This window comes from Nocardioides hungaricus (assembly GCF_054782915.1).
This window is the reverse complement of record NZ_BAAGRO010000005.1, coordinates 13,047-34,982: the sequence shown is the minus strand read 5'-3', so window position 1 is coordinate 34,982 and position 21,936 is coordinate 13,047. Positions and strand designations below refer to the sequence as shown.

Sequence of the window (21,936 nt, the reverse complement as noted above, 5' to 3'; positions counted from 1 at the left end):
TCCGTGCCCGCCCGCTCCCCCGATCGCTCGCTGCGTCCGCTGGCCTGGGCGGCGCTGGTCGCCGCGGTGTCGATCGGGCTGCTGGTGCTGGCGGTCGGCCAGGGCTGGCTCGGCGAGGACGTCGGCCGCGGCGCGAACTTCTGCGAGGCGGCGCGCGCCGGCTGGGTGCGGCAGCCGGCGAACGCCTTCTCCAACCTGGGCTTCGTCGTCGCCGGCCTGGTCGTCGCCTGGCACGCGGGCCGGACCACGCTCGGCGGGCTGGCCACGCCGTACGCGTGCCTCGTGGTGCTCCTCGGCCCGGCCAGCGCGGCCATGCACGCGACCCAGTCCGAGCTCGGCGGGCACCTCGACCTGCTGAGCATGTACCTGGTCGCGTCGTTCGCGGCGGCGTACGCCGCGATGCGGTGGCTCCGCCGGGACCGGCTCTTCTTCTGGCAGCTCTTCAGCCTGATGGTCGCGGCCTGCCAGCTGGTGGGGCTGCTCGGCGACGACGTGCCGGTCGTGCAGCAGGCCGGCAACGTGGCGTTCGCGGCGCTGCTGCTCGCCGCGGTCGTGGTCGAGGTGCGGCTGTGGCGACGGGGTGACCCGACGCGCACCGACCTGCGCTGGGGCGCGGGCGCGCTCGGCACGATCCTGGTGGCGTTCGTCATCTGGAACGCCACCAGGACGCTGTGGTGCGACCCGCGCTCGCTGCTCCAGGGCCACGCGGCGTGGCACCTGCTGGACGCGGTGGCGGCGTACCTGCTGTTCCGGCTCTGGGCGAGCGAGTCTCAGTAGAACCGGCTCAGTAGAAGCCGTACCGGTCCAGCGGCGCGACCAGCTGCTCCTCCTCGTAGGAGAGGTGCCCGGTCAGCGACTCCGCGAGCCGCTCGACGGCCACGCGAAGGCCGGGGAGGGCGTCCGGCCCGGAGACCACCGCGACCAGCGCGCGGTCGACGTCCTCGAGCAGGCCGTGGATCGTGTGGTGCTCCTCCTCGAGCCGGTCGAGGACCGGGCCGAGGCTCGGGTCGCGGCGGCGCAGGTGCGGGAACATCGAGCTGGTCTCGATGGTGTGGTGCGTGGCGACCAGCCGGCAGTAGGACTGGCAGTAGGCGCCGAGCGCCCAGTCGTTCTGGCGCATCGTCATCTCGTTGATGACGCCGCGCGCCCGCCCGGCGTCCATGGTCCCGGCCTCGACCTGGCCGAGCACGTCGAAGACCTGCGCCAGCTCGGCGCGCAGGTGGTCGTGCACGTCGACCAGGTGGCGGCCGATGCCGGCGACCTCGGGCTCCGCCCCGGGCGACGCCGGCGCCGGGTGGCCGGCGCGGGCGGCCAACACCAGCTCGCGTACGGCGGGCGCCACCTCGGTCCCGAACCGCCGGACCATCGCGGGGTCGTCGGCGGCCACGATGAACGTGGAGACGCCGTGGGCGAGCGTCAGCTCGGCCAGCTGCTCGGGCCAGGCCGGGTCGTCGGAGGCGTTCACGTTGTAGAGGCGGCGCACCGCGACCGGGTCGCGGCCGGCGGCGACCGCGGCCTCGTCGATCCGGTCGTTCTTCTCGGCGAGCTGCTCGGGCGGGACGTAGGACTGGCTGGGCAGCCAGCCGTCGCCGATCCGGCCGGTGAGCGCGAGCATCCTCGGGCCGATCGCGCCGATCCAGACCTCGACGTCGTGCACCGGCCTCGGCCCGCGCTCCCACGTCCTCCGGATGGTCGCGATGCCGTCGTCGAGCGCGCGCAGCGCCTCGCCCGGCGTACGCCTGGGCCCGCCCATCTGCGCGATGCCGTCCCAGAACGCGCCGGCGCCGATGCCGAGCTCGACCCGGCCGCGGCTGAGCACGTCGAGGCTGGCGACGGTGGTGGCGAGGACGTGCGGCGGGCGCAGCGGCAGGTTGGCGACGTTGGCGCTCACCCGCAGGCTCGACGTCCGGGCGAGGACGGTGGCGATCAGCGCCCAGGCGTCGAGGAACCGGCGTTGGTACGGGTGGTCCTGGAAGGTCGCCAGCTCCAGCCCGGCCGCCTCGGTCAGCAGCGCCAGCTCGACCACGCGGTCGGCCTGCGCGGCGTCGGGGGTCAAGAAGGTGCCGAACTGGAGGTCCTGCCCGTAGTCCGTCATGCCCCCATCTTGCTGGTCACCTGGGTGCGCATCGTGCCGGCGTACCGGTCCCAGACCACGCGGCCGCTCACGGCGAGGTCGTCGACGAGGCGTACGCCGCGCAGCCGGAACCTCACGACGGCGCTGCCGGTGTAGGTGAACGTGCCGCCGCGCAGGCCGACGCCGCGACCGGAGTAGTTGTTCCACCAGCGGTCGACCACGTCCGCGATCGTCGCGTCGACGGTGCGCCTCCTCCCGAGCTCGCCGACCGAGCGCGGGAAGACCGGCATCGCGTCGACCGGCGGCACCCGGCCGGCACAGGTCCCGGGCGCGCGTCCGGGGGTGCGTACGAAACGGCGCAATTGCGCGCTCGCGCAGCCGTCGGTGTCGCCGAGCGCGGTGACGTGGAAGCTGTTGGGCACGACGACCTGGGTAGCGTTCGGGAACTGCCCCACGATCATCGCGCCCTCGGCCGGCGTGGTGATCGAGTCGAGCTCGCCGCTCAGCACGAGCACGGGTACGCCGGGGTAGGTCCCGCCCGGCGGGACCACCGGCCCGGCCGGGTTGTCCGCGGCCGCCACCGGCCAGCGCAGGCACCAGTCGAGCATCTGCCAGTCGGAGCCGGCGTACTCGCGGACGGTGAACGGCCCGTAGGTGCCCGGAGCGCGCCGGGTGCGGCGGGCCAGCGCGGCGGCGTACTGCTCCGCACGCTGGCGCGGGCTCGCGGTCATGTCGTAGACCTGCGGGTAGTCGTGGCAGGCGACGGCGGCGTCGAGGCCCTCGCTGTAGGCGCGCGGGTCGCCGGCGTCGGTGCCGCCACCGAGCGCCTCGGCGACCAGCCGCAGCAGCGGTGCCCGGTCGCCGCGCAGGCCGGACCGCATCGCGGCGGTCATCTCACGGTAGAACGCGGGCCCGTACGTCGCGCCGTAGGCCACGCTCGCCAGGGTCGACCCGTCGACGACGACCCGCGCGCGACGGCCGTCGGCGTCGTACGCCGTGCCCCGCCAGGGCTTCTCGCGCACGCGGTCGAGGACCCGCCGGATCGTCACGCCCCAGGGGGCGCCGGCGTCGCGGCACGCGGGCGAGCGCCGGCAGACGATCGTGAAGGCGTTGCGCATCGCCGGGCCCTGGGTGGGGTACCAGCCGCTCTCGCCGTAGGTCGGGTAGGCGCCGTCGAGCACGATGCTGCGGACCAGGTCGGGATGCCGGCCGGCGAAGACCTGCTGGAAGAAGGTGCCGTAGGAGTCGCCGTAGAGGTCGAGCGGGCCGAGGTCGAGCGCCTCGGCGACGGCGGCAGTGTCGTCGGCGGACAGCGCGGTGGTGTAGTCGTCGGCGCGGTCGCCGAGGCTGCGCCCGCAGCGGCCGGCGGCGACGGCGTACTCGGTCCGCAGGTTCTGGAGCGCCGGGCAGTCGATCGGCTCGGAGCGGCCGGTGCCGCGCTGGTCGACGAGGAGCACCTGACGGCGCTCGAGCAGGGGGCCGTACATCCGCAGGAACGAGCCGACCGAGCCGGTGGTGCTGTAGCCCGGACCGCCCTCGTGCGGCACCAGCGTGCCGAGCGGCGGCCGGCTGGCGTCCCTCGCCCGGACCAGCACGAACCCGACCCGGACCGTGCCCTCCTCCGGGCGACCCGGCTCCCACTCGCGCCGGATCGAGCCGCACAGCGCCCGCGGCGCGACGTCGCACTCCCGCAGCGTGAGCGAGCCGACCCGCACGTCGCGGTCGTCCGCGACCGCCGGGGCGCTCAGCCCGAGCGCGAGGACGAGCAGGCCGACCAGCATCCTCATGCCCCGGAACCTATCCCTTGAGGGACTCCCGCGGGCGGCGTTCCTCGCTCGGACGCCCGGGGCCGCGCAGCACCCGGGACCGACGCCGCCGACCGCAGGAGGCGACTGTCCATCGCCGAGATCGAGGATCTGACTCGGATCATCGAGCTGTCCTGAGAAGCAGCAACCCCCGGCTGCCGTAGCTACACCGGGGGCCAACCTGGCTCACGAACCAAGGGCAAGGAGCCGAAGTCTTGCTGCTTCTCGGCATAGCAGTGCGGTTCGCCGAGTCCGCGAGAACCTCGGTTGCGCGAGGAGGCCCGACCAGGCTGCCCCGCGGCGCGAGGCGCGGGTCAGGCGGGCTCGTCGTGGTCGTCGGAGAAGCGGTCGGAGAGGGCGTAGCGCAGCAGCACGACCTCGCCGATCCGGCGGACGCCGGCGAGGGTGGCGGGGTGGTCGGGGCCGAAGGGGAACGGGCCGTCGTCGACGAACCGGCGGGCCTTGGCGTCGCCGACGAAGAACGGCGCCACGACGAGCTGGAGCTCGTCGGCGGCGTCCTCGGCGAGGAACTGGGTGTGGATCGTGCCGCCGCCCTCGACCATCAGCCGACGTACGCCGCGGGCGGCGAGGTCCGCGGCGAGCATGCTCATCGAGACCCGGCGGCCGCCGTCGACGACGGTCGCGACCGCACCGAGCCGCGACCGCGCGAGCGGGACGTGCGAGGTCGGGCAGTAGACCAGCTTCTCCGACTCCCCCGTCGTGAAGAAGGCGGCAGCAGGGTCGAGGTCGCCGTGGCGGGTGAGGGTCACCTTGCGCGGCGACGGCGCGAGCCCGCGCGCGACCCGCTCCTGCCGCCGTGATGGGCAGCGCACCAGCAGCCGCGGGTTGTCGCGGCGCACCGTGGTGGCCCCGACGAGGATCGCGTCGCACCCGGCGCGCACGCCGTCGACCCGGTCGAGGTCGGCGGCGTTGGAGAGGATCAGCCGCTCGTCGCCGGCGCTGTCGAGGTAGCCGTCGAGGGAGACACCGCAGCTGAGCAGCGTGTAGGGACGGTCAGCCACGGACGGCCCCTCTCGTGAGCAGTACGCCGCCGGGCAGGACGGCGACCAGCGCGAGCACGCCGTACAACACGGCGACCGTCGCGCCCTGGGCGGCACCGAGGCCGGCGGCCGCGAACGCCCACGCCGCGACGCCCTCGCGCGGCCCCCATCCCGCGACGTTGAGCGGGATCGCGGCCGCGACCAGCACCAGCAGCGCGAGCGGCAGCAGGTCGGTCAGCGACGCCGCGGTGCCCGCCGCGCGGGCCGCGACGAGGAACACCGCGACGTGGCCGGCCGCCGCGACCAGCGAGGTGCCGACGACCTGCGGCCACCGCGCCAGCGCCGCCACGACGCCCACCCCGACCACGGCCGCCGCCCAGGGCGCGGGGCCGACGAGCAGTACGCCGCCGGCCGCGGCGGCCTGCACCGCCTGACCGGTCCCCCGGTCGGCGACCACCGGCAGGGCGCCGTGACGGAGGCCCCGGTGCACGTCGCCGAGGACGCCGGTCGGCAGCGTCGCGTTGAGGAACTGCGAGCGGTAGTACGCCGCCACCGCCTCGCGCAGCGGCACCTCGACGCCGAGCCCGCGGGCCAGCGCGCGCCACCGCCAGGCGCAGGCGAGGGTCGTCACGGCCGTGATCGCGAGCGCGGCCGCCAGCGCGGCCGGCCCGACCGAGCGCACGGCCGCGACGAACGGCTCCGGCCCGACCCACCACCCGGCCAGCGCGAGCACCGCCACGCCGACGCCGACCCGCAGCCACGTCATCGGGCCGCCGCCAGCGCGTCGGCCACGACCGCGGCCGTGCGGTCCCACCCCGCCAGAGAGGTACGGCGGGCAACGGCCGCCGCGCGCAGGCCGGCCCGGTGCCCGGGGTCGGTGAGCCACCGGCGCAGCGCGACCGCGAGGGCGACGGCGTCGCCCGGCGGCACCAGCACTCCCCCACAGCCGAGCGCCTCGCGGACCCCGCCGACGTCGGAGGCGACGACGGGCACGCCGTGGGCGAGCGCCTCGGTGACGACCATGCCGTAGGTCTCGGCCCGCGACGCGAGCACCAGCAGGTCGGCCTCGGCGTAGGTCGCGTCGAGATCGGCCCGGGTCATCGGGCCGGTCAGCTCGACGCCGGTGAGTCCGGCGGCGAAGGACGGCTCGAGGGCGGTCGATCCCACACCCCGGCAGCGGTACGGGAGCCCGAGCCTCGCCAGGGCGGCCGCCAGCACGTCGTACCCCTTGAGCGCGGTGACCGCGCCGACCGCGAGCAGCGAAGACCCGGCGGCCGTTCCGGCGGCGACGGGTGCCGGGTCGACGCCGGGCTCGGCGACGGCGACCCGCTCGAGGCCGTAGCGCGCGACCAGCCGGTCGCGGGTCCACCGGCTGGTCGCGACGACGCCGGCGACCGCGCGGAGCACCGGCCCCTCCCAGGGCTCCCAGCGCGGCAGGTGCACGAGCACCACGACCCGCAGCCGCCGCGCCTCCGCGAGCAGGGGCGGCGACGACAGGAGCCCGTCGACCAGCGCCACCGCGCCGGACGGCACCGTGGCGGTCGTCGTGTGCTCGACCGCGCCGAGGGCGTCCGCGATGCGCCGGTCGTAGACGTTGCCCCCGGATGGCCGCGCCGGGTCGTCGACGTGGGCGGGACGGACCAGATGGATGGACGGGTGGATCACAGCGCCCTCTCGTAGCTGGCCCACGCGACGTGCGACTCGTGCAGCGTCACCACCAGGCGCGCCACCGGGCCGAGCCCGGCCGCCCGCGCGGCCAGCCGGTCGGCGACGGTCCGGGCGAGCACCTCGGTCGTGGTGTTCGCGCCGGCGAGCTCGGGCACGTCGTCGAGGTTGCGGTAGGTCAGCTCGCCCAGCACGGAGCGCAGCAGGTCGGTGGCGGCGCCGATGTCGAGCAGGATGCCGTCGGGGCCGAGCTCGGGGCCGGAGAACGCCGCGTCCACGACGTAGGTCGCGCCGTGCAGCCGCTGCGCGGGGCCGAACACCTCGCCGCGCAGGCTGTGCGCCACCATCATGTGGTCGCGGACGGTCACGGTGAACATCGGGCTCCCTCGTAGGAGATCGTGTGGCACAGGGCCGGCAGCCGGCCGGACTCGAGCCGGGCCATCACCTCGGGCAGGTCGGCGAACGGCGACTCCCCGGTCAGCAGTACGTCGAACGCGTCGTCGCGCAGCAGCCGCAGCGCCGTCGCCAGCCGGTCCGCGGGCGTGCGGTGGGCGCGGCCGGCCACCGCGCCCACCTGGCTGGCGCGGATCGCCAGCCGGCGGGAGTGGAAGGCGGCTCCGAGATCGAGGGAGACGCGCCGGTCGCCGTACCAGCTCAGGTCGAGCACGGTGCCCTCCGGCGCGAGCAGGTCGAGCGCGAGCTGGAGCCCGGACGCCGTCGCGCTGGCGTGCACGACGGCGTCCCTGTCCCCCGGCGCCTCCGCCGGGGTCGCGAACCCGGCGCCGAGCCGGGCGGCCACCGCCGCCCGCGACGGGTCGACGTCGACCAGCGTCGCCTCGACCTCGGGGATCCGCGCGAGCAGCCGGGCGACGCTGCACCCGACCATGCCGGCGCCGACGACGGCGACCCGGTCGCCGACCAGCGGGCCGAGGTCCCACAGCGCGTTGAGCGCGGTCTCGACGGTGCCGGCGAGCACCGCCCGCCGCGCGGGCACGCCGGAGGGCACCTCGAGGACGGAGTCCGCCGGGACGACGTACGCCGTCTGGTGCGGGTGCAGGCAGAACACCGTGCGCCCCACCAGCGCCGCCGGGCCGCGCTCGACCCGGCCGACGCTGAGGTAGCCGTACTTGACCGGCCCCGGCAGCTCGCCGTCCTGGAACGGCGCCCGCATCCGCTGCCGCTCGCTCGCGGGGACGCCGCCGCGGAAGACCAGCGTCTCGGTGCCGCGGCTGACCCCGGAGTGCAGGGCGCGGACCAGCACCTCGCCGGGCCCCGGCTCCGGCAGCGGCTCCGGGCGGATCTCGCCCTGGCCCGGCGCGCGGACCCAGAACGCCTCCGTGAACCCTCCCCTGAACCCCGCGGGCCGGGACTCCGTACGACTGGTCACACCCCACACACGGAGGCGCCGTGCCCCAGGTTCACCTCGGTCGCCGGCCGGCCGACGCGGTCACGCTGGCGCGAGCGCTGCTCGCCGTGGTCGTGGCGGTCGCCGGCCCGGACGGCGCGGGCCTCGCGCTCGTCGTCGTGGCGCTCGCCCTGGACTGGGTGGACGGGCAGGTCGCCCGGCGCACCGGCACCGCCTCGGCGTCCGGGGCGCGGTTCGACATGGAGGCCGACGCGTTCCTGATCCTGGTGCTGAGCGCCTACGCCGTGCCGGGGTACGGCGCCTGGGTGCTGCTCATCGGGCTCGCCCGCTACCTCCTCTGGCTCGCGGAGCGGGCGCTCCCCTGGCTACGGCGGCCGGTACCGCCGCGGTACTGGCGCAAGGTGGTCGCCGCCGTCCAGGGAGTCGTGCTCGCGACAGCAGTGTCCGGGCTGGCGCCCGAGCCGGTGGCCACGGCCGCCCTGCTCGTGGCGCTGGCGCTGCTGGCCGAGTCGTTCGGCCGCGACGTGTGGTGGCTGTGGCGCTCTCGCCACGGCGCCGAGGTGCCCTACCCCACCGGCGGCGCCACCCTGGTCGCGGCCGGCATCGTGTGGGTAGGGCTCCTGCTCCCGGCCTCGCCGGGCGACCTGATGCAGGTGCCGGCCGGCGCCGCGCTGCTCGCCGCCGCCGCGCTGCTCCCCCGCGGCCGCCGGGTCGCGGCGGCCGCGCTCGGCGTGCTGCTCGCGCTGCTGGCCGTGGTCCGCGCGACGGACGCCGGCTTCGAGGCGATCCTGGACCGGCCCTTCGACCCGCTCGCCGACTGGTCCTACCTCGGCGCGGGGGTCGGTGTCCTCGGCGACTCGATCGGCGACACCGGGGCGGCCGCCACCGCGGTCGCCGCGGTCACGCTGGTGCTCGTGCTGCTGGTCGCGCTGCCGCTGGCCGCGGTCCGCGCGGCGGGTGCGCTCGCCCGGCACCGGCGACCGGCGGTGGCGCTGCTCGCGGTGTGCCTGCTCGCCCCGCTGGCGCCGATCGGCTCGACCGGGGCCGCGGGGCTGGCCTACGCCGAGGTGCGGCAGATCCGCGCCGAGCTCGCCGACCGGCGCGCGTTCGCGGCCGAGATCGCGGACGACCCGTACGCCGGCGTACCCCTCCCGCTGGCGGGGCTGCGCGGCAAGGACGTGCTCGTGGTCTTCGTCGAGTCCTACGGCCGGACGGCCCTGGGCCGGCCCGCCGTGCGGGACGCACTGGCCGACGGCACCCGGCGGCTCGACGCCGCGGGGTGGCGGACGCGCAGCGCGCTCCTGACCTCGCCGACGTTCGGCGCGGCCAGCTGGCTCGCGCATGCGACGCTCCAGTCCGGACTGTGGGTCGACAGCCAGGGCCGCTACGACCAGCTCATGGACGCCGATCGGCTGACCCTGACCTCGGCGTTCGGGGCGGCCGGCTGGCGCACCGTCCTGGACGTGCCCGCGAACACCCGCGACTGGCCCGAGGGGCCGGCGTTCTACGGCGCCGACCGGCTCTACGACTCTCGCGACGTCGGGTACGCCGGACCGGAGTTCGGCTACGCGCCGGTGCCCGACCAGTACACGCTGGCGGAGTTCCGGCGGCGCGAGCTCGCGCCGCGCGACCGCGCCCCGGTGTTCGCCCAGATCGACCTGATCTCCAGCCACCACCCGTGGACGCCGCCACCCCCGCTCGTCCCCTGGTCGAAGGTCGGCGACGGCTCCGGCCTGGTCGAGCCCGACGAGACGCTCGACGACGTCGTCGACCGCTACGACCGCGGGATCGCCTACTCCCTGAGCACGCTGGTGTCCTGGCTGGACCGCTACCCCGACCCGGACCTGGTGCTGCTGGTGCTCGGTGACCACCAGCCGCACTCCTACGTCACGGGACCCGACGCGGATCACGACGTGCCCGTCTCCGTGATCGCCCGCGACCCGCGGGTGCTCCGCCGGGTCGCGGGCTGGGGCTGGCGGCCCGGCCTGCGCCCGGCTCCGGACGCGCCGGTGTGGCGGATGGACGCCGTCCGCGACCGGCTCCTGGAAGCGTTCAGCCGGTGAGCTCGAGCAGCGGTGTGCCGGCCGCGTCGCGCACCTCGACCGAGACGATCTCGTCGGTGGTCAGCGCGGTCGCGCCGGTCACGCGCATGGTCCTGCCCGGCAGGCCCTTCCACGTCGCGACCCGCTCGGTGCGGCCGTCGGCGGTGCGCACGACGAGCGCGTACGTCGGCGGCTCCCACGGGCGGCCGCCGGTCGGCGCGTCGTAGCTGCACGTCAGGTCCAGCCGGGTGCCCCAGGCGACCGGCGTGAGCGCGATCGACGCCGCCATGACGTGCTGGCCGAGCTGCACCATCGGCTGGCCCGCGACCGCCGGCTCGGGCGGGGGCTCGTCGTCGACCGAGCCGGTGACCGCGAGCGCGGCCGCGATCCCGATCACGACGACCGCCGCGGCGGCCACGAGGCCGGCCGCCCAGCGGCGACGGCGCTGCTGCTCCCGGCGTACCTCCGCGACCAGGGCGGGCAGCAGCGTGTCCGGCACCGGCTCGGGCTCCGGCGGCGACGTCGCCACCTCGGGCGCGACCTGGGCGAGCAGGCCGGGCAGGCCCGCGAGGTCGCGGACCGCGGCCGAGCAGGACGGGCAGCCGGGCAGGTGGCGCTCGAAGGCCAGCCGCTCCTCGGGCGCCAGCGCGCCGAGGACGTAGGCGCCGTCGTGCTGGGCGAGCTCGCAGGTCATCTCTTGGGGCCCCCTCGGAATCGCGGGCTGGAGGAGCGCAGCGGGGGAAGTCCGGGATTCCGTGGGGAGATCATGCCACGACCCCCGACTCCTCGAGCGCGAGCCGCAGGGCGCGCAGCGCGTAGTGCGTGCGGGACTTCACGGTTCCCTCCGGTACGCCGAGCCGCCGGGCCGCCTCGGCGACCGACTGGCCCTTGTAGTAGCACTCGACGAGCACCGCGCGGTGCTCGGGCGAGAGGTGCGTGAGCGCGTCCGCGACCACCCAGGAGACGAGGAGCTGGTCGGTCCGGTCCACCTCGGCCGGCATCTCGGGCACCTCGGCGACGGCGTACTCCCGCTGGGAGCGCTTGGTCCGCCAGTCGTCGATGACGATGTTGCGCGCGACCTTGAACAGCCACGCGCGCACCGACCCGGCGGAGTCATTCAGCCTCGGCAGGCTCCGCCAGGCGCGCAGCAGCGTCTCCTGCGCGACGTCCTCCGCCCGGGCGTGGTCGTGCCCGGTCAGGCTCAGGCAGTACCCCCACAGCGCGGTGGCGTGCTCGTCGTGCAGCTGGGTCATCGACGCGACCGGGCTCCGGGTCGGAAACTGGGCCATCACACCTCCACCCCACTCACGGGCGAGGGTGCCCCGGGGTTCAACCAGTGTGCCGGGTGGCGGTGCTCTTCACGGGTTCACCATGGGACGCAGTGGAACCAGCGCTTCCCATGGTGAGCCCACCATGGGAAGCGCTGGTTCACCTACAGACCATGGTGAACCAGCGCCGCGAGCGACGACGACCGCTCACTTCCCCGCAGCGACCTTCTCCTCCAGCGCCCGGGTCAGCAGCGCGACCAGGGCCTCGAGCTGGACGTCGACCGAGGAGCCGATCTCCTCGTCCGAGCCGTCCAGCGCGACCGCGGCCAGGCCGGCCTTGCTGTCGATCAGCTCGGCGACCCGGGTGTCGATGGTCTGCGAGGCGATGATCCGCCACGCGGTCACCGGCTCCTCCTGGCCGATCCGGTGGACGCGGTCGATCGCCTGGGTCTGCTCGGCGTCGGTCCACGACAGCTCGGCGAGGACGACGTTCGAGGCGACCTGGAGGTTGACGCCGACGCCGGCCGCGGTGAGCGAGCAGACGATGACGGCGACCTCGGGGTCGTCGGTGAACGCGTCGATGTTGCGCTGGCGTACGGCGGTGGTCTGGTCGCCGCGGATCGAGGAGTGGCGCAGGCCGCGGGCCGCGAACAGCTCCTCGGCGGCGTCCATCACCTCGATGTGCTTGGCGAAGAAGACGACCTTGCCGACCGAGCGGGCCAGCTGGGCGGCGTAGTCGGCCGCGAGGCCGGCCTTCGCCCGGCCGATCCGGCGCATCATGCTGAAGACGTTCTCGCCGGTCGAGGTGTCCATGTCCTCGCGCTCCCACGTCGCGACGCGGCGCACCAGTTCGTGGTCGATGCCCTCGACGGTGCGGCCCTCCTTGCGGGTCGCCAGCGCCATCTCGTAGCGCTCCACCAGCCGGCGCGCGAGCTCGCGCTCGGCCTCGCGGATCGAGCGGCCGGCCTCGTCGTCGAGCTCGACCGGCAGGTCCGCGACCCGGCGGGCCGGGATGTCGGCGGCGACGTCGATCTTGCGGCGGCGCACGATGCCGCGGTCCACGACCGCCCTGCGGGCGTTGGGGTAGAAGCCCGGGTCGGCCGGGGTCAGCCCGGTCTCCTCGAGGGCGTCCATGAGCGCGCCGAGCGGCCGCTTCTCGTCGATCCAGCCGAGGAACTCCCAGATCGCCTGGAAGTCCTCGATGTCGTTGATCAGCGGCGTGCCGGTCAGCGCCATCAGCAGCGGCCGGCCGAACCGCGAGCGGAGCCGGTCGGAGAGGTGCAGCACGTTCTGCGAGCGCTGGGAGGACTTGTTCTTGATGAAGTGGGCCTCGTCCACGACCATGCCGCGCATGCCGTGGTTGCCGAGCCAGCCGACGTGGCGGTCGAGGATCTCGTAGTTCACCACGATGATGTCGGCGAAGCCGTCGACGTCCTCGCCGTCGCCGTGGATCACGGTGACCGTCTTCTCCGGCGTCCAGAGCCCGACCTCGCGGGCCCAGTTCATCTTCACGACGTTGGGTACGACGACCAGCAGCGGGTACGCGTCGGCGGCCTGCGCGGCGAGCAGCGCCTGCGCGGTCTTGCCGAGGCCGGGCTCGTCGGCGAGCAGGAACGTGCGGTGGCCGTCCGCGGCCGCCGCGACCAGCTGGGCCTGGTGGCGCATCAGCTCGCGGCCCGCGGGGAGACGGACCCTCTCCGGCTCGGGGAGCGGCATGCAGGAGACGCCGTTGCCGGCGTACTCGAAGGAGCGGAACAGCGGGCCGAGCAGCTCCCAGCCGGCGAGCCGGCGGGCCCGGCCGCTGCCCTGCTGGACGGCCTCGAAGTCGGGGACGAGGAACGGGTTGGCGAGCTGGCGGGCCATCACCGACGGCGGCACCCTGCGACGGGTCGCGATCACGGCGGTCGGGTCGATGGCCTCGGGCTCGGCGACCTCCTCCTCGGGCACCTCGGTGCCGGCCTGGGCGAGCATCCGCCGGCGCAGGTCGCGGGCGTCGCCGGAGACCTCGGCGTCCTCGGCCAGCAGCGCGAGCAGCGCGGGATGCTGCGCGGCGGTTTTGGCGAGGATCGTGGCGATGCCGTCGAGCCGCTTGAGCTGGTCGGCGCGGTGCGCCTCGGTCGCCTCGGCGTCCGCCTTGAGCGTGGCCCGCTCCTCGCGGACCAGCAGCGCGACGACCTGGAACTTGGTGCGCGTGCCGTCGTTCACCTGACGCCGCTGCACCGCGGTCTCGACCTCGCGCACCGCGCGGGCGAGCACCGGGATGATGCCCTCGTTGTCGAGGACACGACCACGGCGCTGGTTGCGCGCGGGCGTACGACGGTTCGCCGACTGGCGCTGGCCCTGTCGAGCCAAGGACCCCTCCTCAGAAGTGCCCGGGTACGGAACTGATGCTGACCTGGGTCTCGCGGGGCAGCCCGGGCCGGCCACCCGCGAGCGATTCGATCGGACCACCGGTCAGACGGCGGGTCCTGGTGTGTCACACCCACCGACGGGCGTGGCCGCCGGTGCGTCGTCATGCTACCAGCCGGGTGGCTGTCGGCGGGCATCCGTAGCGTGTCGCCATGACCGACTCCTCCCCGCTGATCCTCGTCCCCGGCTTCTGGCTGGGCGCGTGGGCGTGGGACGCCGTCGCCGACGCCCTCCGCGCCGACGGCCACGACGTCACCGCGCTCACCCTGCCCGGCCTCGAGCCCGACCACCCCGACCGCGCGTCGGTGACGCTGCGCGACCAGGCCGACGCGATCGTCGCCGCGGTCGAGGCCCACGACCGCCCGGTCGTGCTCGCTGTGCACAGCGGCGCCAGCCAGCCCGGGTACGCCGCCAGCGACCGCGTGCCCGACCGGATCGCCGCGATGGTCTACGTCGACACCGCGCCCGGCACGGGCCCGATCGACCCCGACTTCGCGGGCGACCTGCTCCCGCTGGCACCCACCTGGGAGGAGCTCGGCGAGAACCTCGACGGCATCGGCGAGGAGCGGCTCGCCGAGTTCCGCGAGCGGGCGGTCCCGGAGCCCGCGAGCGCGCTGCGCGACGCCCCGGAGCTGCGCAACGACGCCGCGCGCACCGCCGTACCCTCGCTGGTGGTCTGCACGGCGTTCCCCTCCTCGGAGTACCGGCAGGCCGCCGCCGACGGCGCGCCGTGGCTGGCCGGGCTCGCCGAGCTGACCGACCTCGCCTACCTCGACCTGCCGACCTCGCACTGGCCGATGTGGTCGAGGCCGGTGGAGCTGGCCGAGATCCTGGGCCGGGTCGCCCGCGACGGCACGTCCGGTGTGGGCGAGACCACAGCCTGACCCAGGTCTCGGGGATAGTTGTCGACGGCAACTACCTGTCGTCGCGGCCGGTGCCCGCTCCACCCTGCCCCACCGCCCTGCTCGCCGTCGTCGTGCTCTGCCTCGGCGGCCTGACCGCGTTCCTCCTCATGGACGCCCCGTGGCAGCTGCTGGTCGCCTCCTGCGTCGCCAGCGCCGGCGTCGGCATCGGGTACGCCGCCATGCCGACCCTCATCCTGGACTCAGTCCCGGTCCGCGAGGCGGCGTCGGTGGTCGGCCTGAACTCGCTGATGCGCCCGGTCGGCACCACGGTCGCCGCCGCGATCATGGGCACCGTGCTCACCGGCAGCACCGCGCCCTTCGGCGGCCTCGAGCTGCCGAGCCTGGGCGCCTTCCGGGCGTGCTTCCTCCTCGGCGCCGGTCGAGGTGCCTGCTGCGGTCTGAGGTCAGCGAAACGTGCGCAGCCGCAGGCTGTTGCCGACCACGAAGACCGACGAGAACGCCATCGCGGCGCCGGCGATCATCGGGTTGAGCAGGCCGGCGGCCGCGAGGGGCAGCGCGGCGACGTTGTAGCCGAACGCCCAGAACAGGTTGCCCTTGATGGTCGCCAGCGTCCGGCGCGAGAGCCGGATCGCGTCGCCCGCGACCCGCAGGTCGCCGCGGACCAGGGTCAGGTCGCTGGCCTCGATCGCGACGTCGGTGCCGGTGCCCACCGCCAGGCCGAGGTCGGCCTGGGCGAGGGCGGCCGCGTCGTTGACGCCGTCGCCGACCATCGCGACGACCCGGCCCTCGGCCTGGAGACGGCGCACCTCGTCGACCTTGCCGGCGGGCAGCACGCCGGCGACCACGTCGTCGATGCCGACCTCGGCGGCGACGGCGCGGGCGGTGTCCTCGTGGTCGCCGGTCAGCAGGACCGGGTGCAGCCCGAGCGCGCGCAGCTCGGCGATCGCCTCGGCCGAGGTCGACTTGACCGCGTCGGCGACGCGCAGCCAGCCGCGCGGCGTACCGTCCCAGGCGACCTCGACGCCGGCGTCGGACCGCCCCACCCGCACCGCGCGGCCCTCGACCGTGCCCTCGACGCCGACGCCGGCGGTGCTCGCGAAGCCGGTGACCGCCGGCAGCGGTCCGGCGGACCGGGCCGCGTCGGCGACGGCGCGGGCGATCGGGTGCTCGGAGGCGTCCTCGAGCGCGCCGGCCAGGCGGAGCACCTCGTCGGCGTCCTCGCCGGCGGCGGCGACCACCTCGAGGAGCGTCATCGTCCCGGTGGTGACGGTGCCGGTCTTGTCGAGCACGACCGTGTCGACCCGGCGGGTCTGCTCGAGCACCTCCGGACCGCGGATCAGGATGCCGAGCTGGGCGCCGCGGCCGGTGCCGACCATGAGCGCGGTCGGCGTCGCGAGCCCGAGCGCGCACGGGCAGGCGATGATCAGCACGGACACGGCGGCGGTGAACGCCATGGTGGCGTCGGCGCCGGTGCCGAGCCAGTACGCGAGCGTGCCGACGGCGAGGGCGATCACGATCGGCACGAAGACGCCCGAGATCCGGTCGGCCAGCCGCTGCGCCGGCGCCTTGCCGCGCTGGGCCTCCTCGACCAGCCTGGCCATCTGGGCGAGCTGGGTGTCGGCGCCGACCCGGGTCGCGCGGACGACCAGCCGGCCGCCGGCGTTCACGGTCGCGCCGACGACCTGGTCGCCCGGGCCGACCTCGACCGGGACGGACTCGCCGGTGACCATCGAGGCGTCGACCGCGGAGACACCGTCCTCCACGACGCCGTCGGTGGCGACCTTCTCCCCCGGCCGGACCACGAACCGGTCGCCGACCGCGAGCTGCGCCACCGGCACGCGCACCTCGGCGCCGTCGCGGAGCACCGCGACCTCCTTGGCCCCGAGGTCGAGCAGCGCGCGCAGCGCGGCACCGGCCTGCTTGCGCGACCGGAGCTCGAAGAAGCGGCCGGCCAGGATGAACGTCGTGACGCCGGCCGCCACCTCGAGGTAGATGCTCGACGTGCCGGCCATCCGCTCGACGGTGAGCTCGAACGGATGGGTCATGCCGGGCTCGCCGGCGCCCCCGAGGAAGAGCGCGTAGAGCGACCAGCCGAACGCCGCGAGCACGCCCATCGAGACGAGCGTGTCCATGGTGGCGGCGCCGTGGCGCAGGTTGGCCCAGGCCGCCCGGTGGAACGGCCAGGCGCCCCACACGACCACCGGCGCGGCCAGCGTCAGCGACAGCCACTGCCAGTAGTCGAACTGCCACGCGGACACCATCGCCAGCACCACGACGGGGACCGACAGGGCGGCGGAGACCAGCAGCCGCTGCCGGAGATCGCGGAGCTCGGGATCCTCCCCGGGGGCGTCCGGCACCTCGGCGGCGGGCAGCCGGGCGCCGTACCCCACGGACTCGACGGTGGCGATCAGGTCGTCGGTGCTGACCGTCTCGTCGAAGGTCACCCACGCCTTCTCGGTCGCGTAGTTGACCGAGGCGGTGACGCCGGGGACCTTGTTGAGCCGGCGCTCGATCCGGTTCGCGCAGGACGCGCAGGTCATCCCGGTCAGCTCGAGCTCGGCCTCCCTGCTCATGACGGCGTGCTCATGACAGCTCGTAGCCCGCCTCGACGACGGCCGCACGGACCTCGTCCTCGGTCAGCGGGCGCTCGCTCGTCACGGACAGGGCGCCGCTCTCGAGGTCCACCCGGACCTCGGTGACGCCGGGGATCTCCTGGACCTCCTCGGTGACCGAGGCGACGCAGTGGGCGCAGGTCATGCCGGAGACGGTGTGGGTCGAGGTGTGGTCGGAAGTCATGGCTCTACCATACCCCCCTAGGGTATAAGCGCAAGGCGTACTCCGTGGAACAATCCGGGCATGCTCGAACCCTCGCCGGAGCCCCCCGGACCGCGCCGCGGCCGGCCCGGCTACGACCAGGCGACGGTGCTGCGCCGGGCCATCGACCTGTTCAACCGGCAGGGGTACGACGGCACCAGCATGAGCGACCTGGCGCGGGAGCTCGGCCTCACCAAGTCCGCGATCTACCACCACGTCGACAGCCGCGAGCAGCTGCTCGCGGCTGCCCTCGACGAGGCTCTCGACGGGCTCACCGACGCGATCGACGCCGCGGTCGAGGCCGAGCCGGGGACCAGCGCCGCCGACCGGCTGAGGACGGCGGTCGAGCAGTCGGTCCGGATCCTGGTCGACCACCTGCCGGCGGTCACCCTGCTGCTGCGGGTCCGCGGCAACTCCCCGGTCGAGCTGGCCGCCCTCGAGCGCCGCCGGGCCCTCGACGACAAGCTCGCGTCGCTGGTGCGGGCGGCCGCCGCCGAGGGCGCGGTCCGCGACGACGTACCGCCCGAGCTGACCAGCCGGCTGCTGTTCGGCATGGTCAACTCGGTGGTCGAGTGGTACCACCCCGACGGCCCGGTCTCCGCCGACGAGCTCGCCGCCTCGATCACCGCCCTGGCCTTCGAGGGGCTGACGGCGCGGCGCTGACGTCCGGAGCGCGGCGGGCACCGTCGTCGCAGCGCAATTGCGCCAAGATGACAGCCAGGCCGGGGCAACCACTGCCACAACAGCGCAATTGCGCCGACACGGCAGTCGGGACAGCCCAGCCACTGCCCCCAACGACCAACCCGCATGACCCCCCCGCAGCAACCGGCTCACGCGTCGAAGTCCACCGAGACCCGCTCGCTCACGGGCAGGGTCTGGCAGGTGAGCACGAAGCCGCGCTCGACCTCGTCGTCGCCGAGGGCGTAGTTGCGCCGCAGGTCCACCTCGCCCTCGCGGAGGAGGGCGCGACAGGTGCCGCACACGCCGCCCTTGCAGGCGAACGGCAGGTCGTGGCGAGTGGCGGCGGCGCCGTCGAGGATCGACCGGCCGCGCGACATCGCGGACGTCGTCGTACGCCCGTCGAGGGTGACCGTGACCTCGCTGGTGTCGCCACTGAGCTCGGCGTCGGCGCGCACCGGCGCCGGCGGCGGCTCGTCGACGTAGAACAGCTCGGCGTGCACGCGGCCCGTCGGCACACCGAGGTCGGCCAGCACCTCGCGCGCGTCGGCGATCAGGCCGAACGGCCCGCACAGCCAGACGTGGTCGACGCCGTCGATCGGCACCAGCACGGTGAGCAGCCGGCGCAGCCGGTCCGCGTCGAGCCGGCCGGAGAAGAGCTCGACGTCGCGTGGCTCGCGCGAGAGGACGTGGACGAGGTCGAGGCGGGCGGCGTACCGATCCTTCAGGTCGGCGAGCTCCTCTGCGAACATGACCGAGCCCGTCGTCCGGTTCCCGTACAGCAGGGCGACCGTCGCGGCCGGGTGGGCGAGGACGGTCGAGGCGATCGAGAGCATCGGCGTGATGCCGGAGCCGGCGGCGATGCACAGGTGCCGGCCGCCCTGCGCGGGGTCGGCGCGGAAGCTGCCGGCCGGCGTCTGCACCTCCACCACGTCGCCGGGGCGCACCCCGCGCACCAGCCAGGAGGAGAACATCCCGCCCGGGATCTCGCGTACGCCGACGCGCGGCCGCGCCCCGACCGGCGCGCAGATCGAGTACGACCGCCGGTGGTCGACGCCGTCGACCACCTTGCGCAGCGTCAGCGACTGGCCGGCCGCGAACGCGAACTCCTCGCGCAGGTCGTCCGGCACCGCGAACGTGATCGCCGCCGAGTCGTCGGTGAGACGCTCGACCTCGGCGACCGTGAGCTCGTGGAACCGCACTCAGATCTCCTTGACGTGGTCGAACGGCTCGAGGCAGTCGGTGCAGCGGTACATCGCCCTGCACGCGGTGGCGCCGAACTCCGAGACCAGCTCGGTCGCGGCCGATCCGCAGCGCGGGCAGGCGATCGCGCGCCGAGTCGGCGTCAGCGTCAGCGCGACCGGGCCGTCGCGCCGAGGCGCCGGGCCGGGCGCGGAGATGCCGTGCTCGGCGAGCGCCGCGCGGCCGCGACCGGTGATCCAGTCGGTCGTCCAGGCCGGGCTGAGGCTGACCCGGACCTCGACGTCGCCGTAGCCCCGGTCGGTCAGCGCGTGCACGAGGTCGTCGCGCATGGTCGCCGTCGCCGGGCAGCCGGAGTACGTCGGCGTGATGGTCACCGTCACGCGGCCGCCGGCCTCGTCGACCGAGCGCAGCACGCCGAGGTCGGCGAGGGTCAGCATCGGCAGCTCGGGGTCGCTGACGGCCGCCGCCACGGCGTACGCCTGGCTGGTCACCGTGCTCACCACTGCCCCAGGGGGTGGGCGCGGGCCACGGACTGCATCTGCGCCAGCAGCAGGCCCATCGCCTCGGTGTGCCGGCCGTCGCGGCCGACGCCCCCGGCGACCGGCCCGGCCGGCGCGACCTCGGGCCGCTCGACGCCGCTGACCGAGAAGACCTGCTCCAGCACGGCCGCGACCTCGTCGGCCACGGTCGCGGGGTCGACGCCGACGGCCCGCTCGTCGGGATGGGTGCAGAACAGCTCGCCGTACCACGGCCAGACCAGGTCGAGCCCGGCGACCAGCCGGCGCCGCGACTCCTCCGTCCCGCGCGCGAGGGTGAGGAACCAGCGGCCGGCGTAGTCGCGGTGGTAGGCGACCTCCTTGACCCCCTTGGCCGCGATCGCGGCGAGCACCGGATCACGGCTCCCTACCAGCCGTTGGAGCAGCGCGAGGCGGTACGTCGACGCGAGCAGCAGCCGGGCGATCGTGACCGCGAAGTCGCCGTTCGGCGCCTCGACGAGGCGGACGTTGCGGAACTCCGACTCGTCGCGGAAGAACGCGAGCGCGTCCTCGGGCGGCACCGGCGAGCCCTCCGGCAGCGGGGGAACGACGGACGGGTCGGCCGCCGCCGCACGGGCGAGCAGCAGCCGGGCCTGGCCGAGCAGGTCGAGCGCGATGTTGGCCAGCGCGATGTCGTCCTCGAGGTCGGGCGCGTTGCTGGTCCACTCCGAGAGCCGGTGGGAGTGGATGAGCGCGTCGTCGCCGAGCATCAGGCAGTAGCGCGCCAGGGCGGCGGCATCCATCCCGGACGGGATCGTGGTGTCGACGCCGGCCAAGGGGTCCTCGCCCGGCAGCTCCGAGGGGGCCGTCCCGAAGGCCCACTGCGACTCGTCGCCGCCGGCGAGACCGTCGTAGACGGACCGGTGGTCCGCGTCGTGGTCGTGCATCACATGTGCGGGACGTCGTCGGGGATGGCGTAGAACGTGGGGTGCCGGTAGACCTTGTCGCCGGCCGGCGCGAACAGCGGGTCCTTCTCGTCCGGGCTCGACGCCACCACGTCGGCCGAGCGCACCACCCAGATGCTCACGCCCTCGTTGCGCCGGGTGTACACGTCGCGCGCGTGGAGCAGCGCCATCCGGTCGTCGGCCGCGTGCAGGGACCCGACGTGCACGTGGTTCAGGCCGCGGCGGCCGCGCACGAACACCTCGTAGAGCGGCCACTCGGCCCGGATCTCACTCACGATCCCTCCCGCGCCGCGAAGGCGACCGCCGCCGCACGCACCCACGCGCCGTCCTCGTGCGCCCGGCGCCGGTGCGCGATCCGCTGCGCGTTGCACGGCCCGCCGCCCCTGACGACCGTCAGGAACTCCTCCCAGTCGGGCTGCCCGAAGTCGTGGTGGCCGCGCTCCTCGTTCCAGACCAGGTCGGGGTCGGGCAGCGTGACGCCCAGCGCCGCCGCCTGCGGCACGGTCATGTCGACGAACTTCTGCCGCAGGTCGTCGTTGGTGTCGCGCTTGATCCCCCACGCCATCGACTGCGCGGTGTTGGGCGAGTCGGCGTCCGGCGGGCCGAACATCATCAGCGCCGGCCACCAGAACCGGTCCACCGACTCCTGCACCATCGCGCGCTGCTCCTCGGTGCCGCGCATCATCGTCATCAGCAGCTCGTAGCCCTGCCGCTGATGGAATGACTCCTCCTTGCAGATCCGGATCATCGCCCGCCCGTAGGGGCCGTACGACGTGCGGCACAGCGGCACCTGGTTGCAGATCGCCGCGCCGTCGACCAGCCAGCCGATGGTCCCGACGTCGGCGTACGACAGCGTCGGGTAGTTGAAGATCGAGGAGTACTTCTGCTGCCCGCCGATCAGCCTCTCGGTCAGCTCGCCCCGGGAGACGCCGAGGGTCTCGCACGCCGAGTACAGGTAGAGCCCGTGCCCGGCCTCGTCCTGCACCTTGGCCAGCAGGATCGCCTTCCTGCGCAGCGACGGCGCGCGCGTGATCCAGTTGCCCTCGGGCTGCATGCCGATGATCTCGGAGTGCGCGTGCTGCGCGATCTGGCGGACCAGCGTCGCGCGGTACTTCTCCGGCATCCAGTCGCGCGGCTCGACCCGGTCGTGCGCCCCGACGATCCGCTCGAACTCGGCGAGCAGGTCGGCCTCCGACAGCGGGGTGGCGGTCATCGTTCCCTCCAATTACAGACCGAGCGGTCAGTAATAGCTTAACCCCCTCTCGCGGGCGAATCTCTGCCATATTGCCCCAACGACGCAATTG

Annotated in this window: 21 protein-coding genes and 1 pseudogene; 5 read left to right on the top strand and 17 right to left on the bottom strand. The window is 74.8% G+C overall.

Translation table 11 applies throughout. The annotated features are described in order from the left end of the window. The first annotated feature begins 3 nt into the window (after positions 1-3). Entirely contained in the window at positions 4-777 is a 774-nt protein-coding gene (locus ACYVKX_RS02575; RefSeq protein WP_460828978.1) for a ceramidase domain-containing protein, read from the top strand. Positions 778-784: 7 nt separating this feature from the next. Here ACYVKX_RS02575 and ACYVKX_RS02570 read toward each other — a convergent pair whose 3' ends face one another. The 7 genes from ACYVKX_RS02570 to ACYVKX_RS02540 all read right to left on the bottom strand — a co-directional run bounded on the left by ACYVKX_RS02570 (position 785) and on the right by ACYVKX_RS02540 (position 7,932). Next, positions 785-2,095 carry an LLM class flavin-dependent oxidoreductase gene (locus ACYVKX_RS02570; protein WP_460828977.1) on the bottom strand — a complete coding sequence of 437 codons (1,311 nt, stop codon included), beginning with the start codon at positions 2,093-2,095 and terminating at the stop codon, positions 785-787. Beyond that, positions 2,092-3,861, bottom strand: coding sequence for an alpha/beta fold hydrolase (locus tag ACYVKX_RS02565; RefSeq protein WP_460828976.1), 1,770 nt, complete (start codon positions 3,859-3,861; stop codon positions 2,092-2,094). The genes ACYVKX_RS02570 and ACYVKX_RS02565 overlap by 4 nt, the downstream gene beginning before the upstream one ends. A 332-nt stretch (positions 3,862-4,193) precedes the next feature. Further along, positions 4,194-4,901 (bottom strand): RibD family protein, encoded by a 708-nt coding sequence (locus ACYVKX_RS02560; RefSeq protein WP_460828975.1) that lies wholly within the window; start codon positions 4,899-4,901, stop codon positions 4,194-4,196. Then, positions 4,894-5,646 carry a lysylphosphatidylglycerol synthase domain-containing protein gene (locus ACYVKX_RS02555; protein WP_460828973.1) on the bottom strand — a complete coding sequence of 251 codons (753 nt, stop codon included), beginning with the start codon at positions 5,644-5,646 and terminating at the stop codon, positions 4,894-4,896. Before ACYVKX_RS02555 ends, ACYVKX_RS02560 begins: the two co-directional genes overlap by 8 nt. Then, positions 5,643-6,545: a glycosyltransferase family 4 protein gene (locus ACYVKX_RS02550; protein ID WP_460828971.1), complete on the bottom strand. Its 903-nt coding sequence runs from the start codon at positions 6,543-6,545 to the stop codon at positions 5,643-5,645. The genes ACYVKX_RS02555 and ACYVKX_RS02550 overlap by 4 nt, the downstream gene beginning before the upstream one ends. After that, the gene (locus ACYVKX_RS02545) at positions 6,542-6,922 is read right to left on the bottom strand and encodes a 6-pyruvoyl trahydropterin synthase family protein (RefSeq protein ID WP_460828970.1); all 381 of its coding nucleotides are present in this window, start codon (positions 6,920-6,922) and stop codon (positions 6,542-6,544) included. Before ACYVKX_RS02545 ends, ACYVKX_RS02550 begins: the two co-directional genes overlap by 4 nt. Next, positions 6,910-7,932, bottom strand: coding sequence for a zinc-dependent alcohol dehydrogenase (locus ACYVKX_RS02540; protein ID WP_460828969.1), 1,023 nt, complete (start codon positions 7,930-7,932; stop codon positions 6,910-6,912). Before ACYVKX_RS02540 ends, ACYVKX_RS02545 begins: the two co-directional genes overlap by 13 nt. Positions 7,933-7,952: 20 nt before the next feature. Here ACYVKX_RS02540 and ACYVKX_RS02535 point away from each other — a divergent pair, with 20 nt between their 5' ends. After that, complete coding sequence (locus ACYVKX_RS02535) at positions 7,953-9,974, top strand: CDP-alcohol phosphatidyltransferase family protein (RefSeq protein ID WP_460828968.1); 2,022 nt, start codon at positions 7,953-7,955, stop codon at positions 9,972-9,974. On the opposite strand, the gene ACYVKX_RS02530 is transcribed toward ACYVKX_RS02535, so the two are convergent. The 3 genes from ACYVKX_RS02530 to ACYVKX_RS02520 form a co-directional block, all read right to left on the bottom strand. Further along, positions 9,964-10,647 carry an anti-sigma factor family protein gene (locus tag ACYVKX_RS02530; RefSeq protein WP_460828967.1) on the bottom strand — a complete coding sequence of 228 codons (684 nt, stop codon included), beginning with the start codon at positions 10,645-10,647 and terminating at the stop codon, positions 9,964-9,966. The two genes, ACYVKX_RS02535 and ACYVKX_RS02530, sit on opposite strands and share 11 nt — an antisense overlap. A gap of 70 nt (positions 10,648-10,717) precedes the next feature. Continuing rightward, the gene (locus ACYVKX_RS02525; protein WP_460828966.1) at positions 10,718-11,242 is read right to left on the bottom strand and encodes a sigma-70 family RNA polymerase sigma factor; all 525 of its coding nucleotides are present in this window, start codon (positions 11,240-11,242) and stop codon (positions 10,718-10,720) included. 186 nt (positions 11,243-11,428) lie between these two features. Then, positions 11,429-13,573, bottom strand: coding sequence for a DEAD/DEAH box helicase (locus tag ACYVKX_RS02520; protein WP_460828965.1), 2,145 nt, complete (start codon positions 13,571-13,573; stop codon positions 11,429-11,431). A 209-nt stretch (positions 13,574-13,782) separates the two neighbouring features. Between ACYVKX_RS02520 and ACYVKX_RS02515 the strand changes: the two genes are divergently transcribed. Beyond that, the gene (locus tag ACYVKX_RS02515) at positions 13,783-14,514 is read left to right on the top strand and encodes an alpha/beta fold hydrolase (RefSeq protein ID WP_460828964.1); all 732 of its coding nucleotides are present in this window, start codon (positions 13,783-13,785) and stop codon (positions 14,512-14,514) included. Between the two features lie 128 nt (positions 14,515-14,642). Next, positions 14,643-14,879: pseudogene (locus tag ACYVKX_RS02510) on the top strand (MFS transporter); the annotation flags it as partial. A 60-nt stretch (positions 14,880-14,939) separates the two neighbouring features. Here the strand turns inward: ACYVKX_RS02510 and ACYVKX_RS02505 are convergent. Continuing rightward, entirely contained in the window at positions 14,940-17,069 is a 2,130-nt protein-coding gene (locus ACYVKX_RS02505) for a heavy metal translocating P-type ATPase (protein ID WP_460828963.1), read from the bottom strand. Positions 17,070-17,079: 10 nt separating this feature from the next. Further along, positions 17,080-17,292, bottom strand: coding sequence for a heavy-metal-associated domain-containing protein (locus ACYVKX_RS02500; protein ID WP_460828962.1), 213 nt, complete (start codon positions 17,290-17,292; stop codon positions 17,080-17,082). Positions 17,293-17,352: 60 nt separating this feature from the next. Between ACYVKX_RS02500 and ACYVKX_RS02495 the strand changes: the two genes are divergently transcribed. Then, positions 17,353-17,973 (top strand): TetR/AcrR family transcriptional regulator, encoded by a 621-nt coding sequence (locus ACYVKX_RS02495; protein WP_460828961.1) that lies wholly within the window; start codon positions 17,353-17,355, stop codon positions 17,971-17,973. Positions 17,974-18,140: 167 nt separating this feature from the next. On the opposite strand, the gene paaE is transcribed toward ACYVKX_RS02495, so the two are convergent. Genes paaE through paaA form a run of 5 tightly spaced genes read right to left on the bottom strand, consistent with a single transcriptional unit; the run spans position 18,141 to position 21,845 of the window. Then, entirely contained in the window at positions 18,141-19,190 is a 1,050-nt protein-coding gene (gene paaE, locus ACYVKX_RS02490; RefSeq protein ID WP_460828960.1) for a 1,2-phenylacetyl-CoA epoxidase subunit PaaE, read from the bottom strand. After that, entirely contained in the window at positions 19,191-19,691 is a 501-nt protein-coding gene (gene paaD / locus ACYVKX_RS02485; RefSeq protein WP_460828959.1) for a 1,2-phenylacetyl-CoA epoxidase subunit PaaD, read from the bottom strand. It lies immediately after the preceding gene. Continuing rightward, on the bottom strand, positions 19,688-20,614 hold the full coding sequence (gene paaC / locus ACYVKX_RS02480) for a 1,2-phenylacetyl-CoA epoxidase subunit PaaC (RefSeq protein ID WP_460828958.1): 927 nt from the start codon (positions 20,612-20,614) through the stop codon (positions 19,688-19,690). Before paaC ends, paaD begins: the two co-directional genes overlap by 4 nt. Beyond that, entirely contained in the window at positions 20,614-20,907 is a 294-nt protein-coding gene (paaB, locus tag ACYVKX_RS02475) for a 1,2-phenylacetyl-CoA epoxidase subunit PaaB (RefSeq protein WP_460828957.1), read from the bottom strand. The genes paaC and paaB overlap by 1 nt, the downstream gene beginning before the upstream one ends. Further along, a complete protein-coding gene (gene paaA / locus ACYVKX_RS02470; RefSeq protein ID WP_460828956.1) occupies positions 20,904-21,845 on the bottom strand; it encodes a 1,2-phenylacetyl-CoA epoxidase subunit PaaA in 942 nt (313 codons plus the stop codon). Before paaA ends, paaB begins: the two co-directional genes overlap by 4 nt. Between the last annotated feature and the right edge of the window lie 91 nt (positions 21,846-21,936).

Bases quoted from the DNA above. Each gene is read 5' to 3' on its own strand.
- ACYVKX_RS02570 (WP_460828977.1), bottom strand. From the start codon at position 2,095: ATGACGGACTACGGGCAGGACCTCCAGTTCGGCACCTTCTTGACCCCC.
- ACYVKX_RS02565 (WP_460828976.1), bottom strand. From the start codon at position 3,861: ATGAGGATGCTGGTCGGCCTGCTCGTCCTCGCGCTCGGGCTGAGCGCC.
- ACYVKX_RS02555 (WP_460828973.1), bottom strand. From the start codon at position 5,646: ATGACGTGGCTGCGGGTCGGCGTCGGCGTGGCGGTGCTCGCGCTGGCC.
- ACYVKX_RS02545 (WP_460828970.1), bottom strand. From the start codon at position 6,922: ATGTTCACCGTGACCGTCCGCGACCACATGATGGTGGCGCACAGCCTG.
- ACYVKX_RS02530 (WP_460828967.1), bottom strand. From the start codon at position 10,647: ATGACCTGCGAGCTCGCCCAGCACGACGGCGCCTACGTCCTCGGCGCG.
- ACYVKX_RS02525 (WP_460828966.1), bottom strand. From the start codon at position 11,242: ATGGCCCAGTTTCCGACCCGGAGCCCGGTCGCGTCGATGACCCAGCTG.
- ACYVKX_RS02515 (WP_460828964.1), top strand. From the start codon at position 13,783: ATGACCGACTCCTCCCCGCTGATCCTCGTCCCCGGCTTCTGGCTGGGC.
- ACYVKX_RS02505 (WP_460828963.1), bottom strand. From the start codon at position 17,069: ATGAGCAGGGAGGCCGAGCTCGAGCTGACCGGGATGACCTGCGCGTCC.
- ACYVKX_RS02500 (WP_460828962.1), bottom strand. From the start codon at position 17,292: ATGACTTCCGACCACACCTCGACCCACACCGTCTCCGGCATGACCTGC.
- ACYVKX_RS02495 (WP_460828961.1), top strand. From the start codon at position 17,353: ATGCTCGAACCCTCGCCGGAGCCCCCCGGACCGCGCCGCGGCCGGCCC.
- paaC (WP_460828958.1), bottom strand. From the start codon at position 20,614: ATGCACGACCACGACGCGGACCACCGGTCCGTCTACGACGGTCTCGCC.
- paaA (WP_460828956.1), bottom strand. From the start codon at position 21,845: ATGACCGCCACCCCGCTGTCGGAGGCCGACCTGCTCGCCGAGTTCGAG.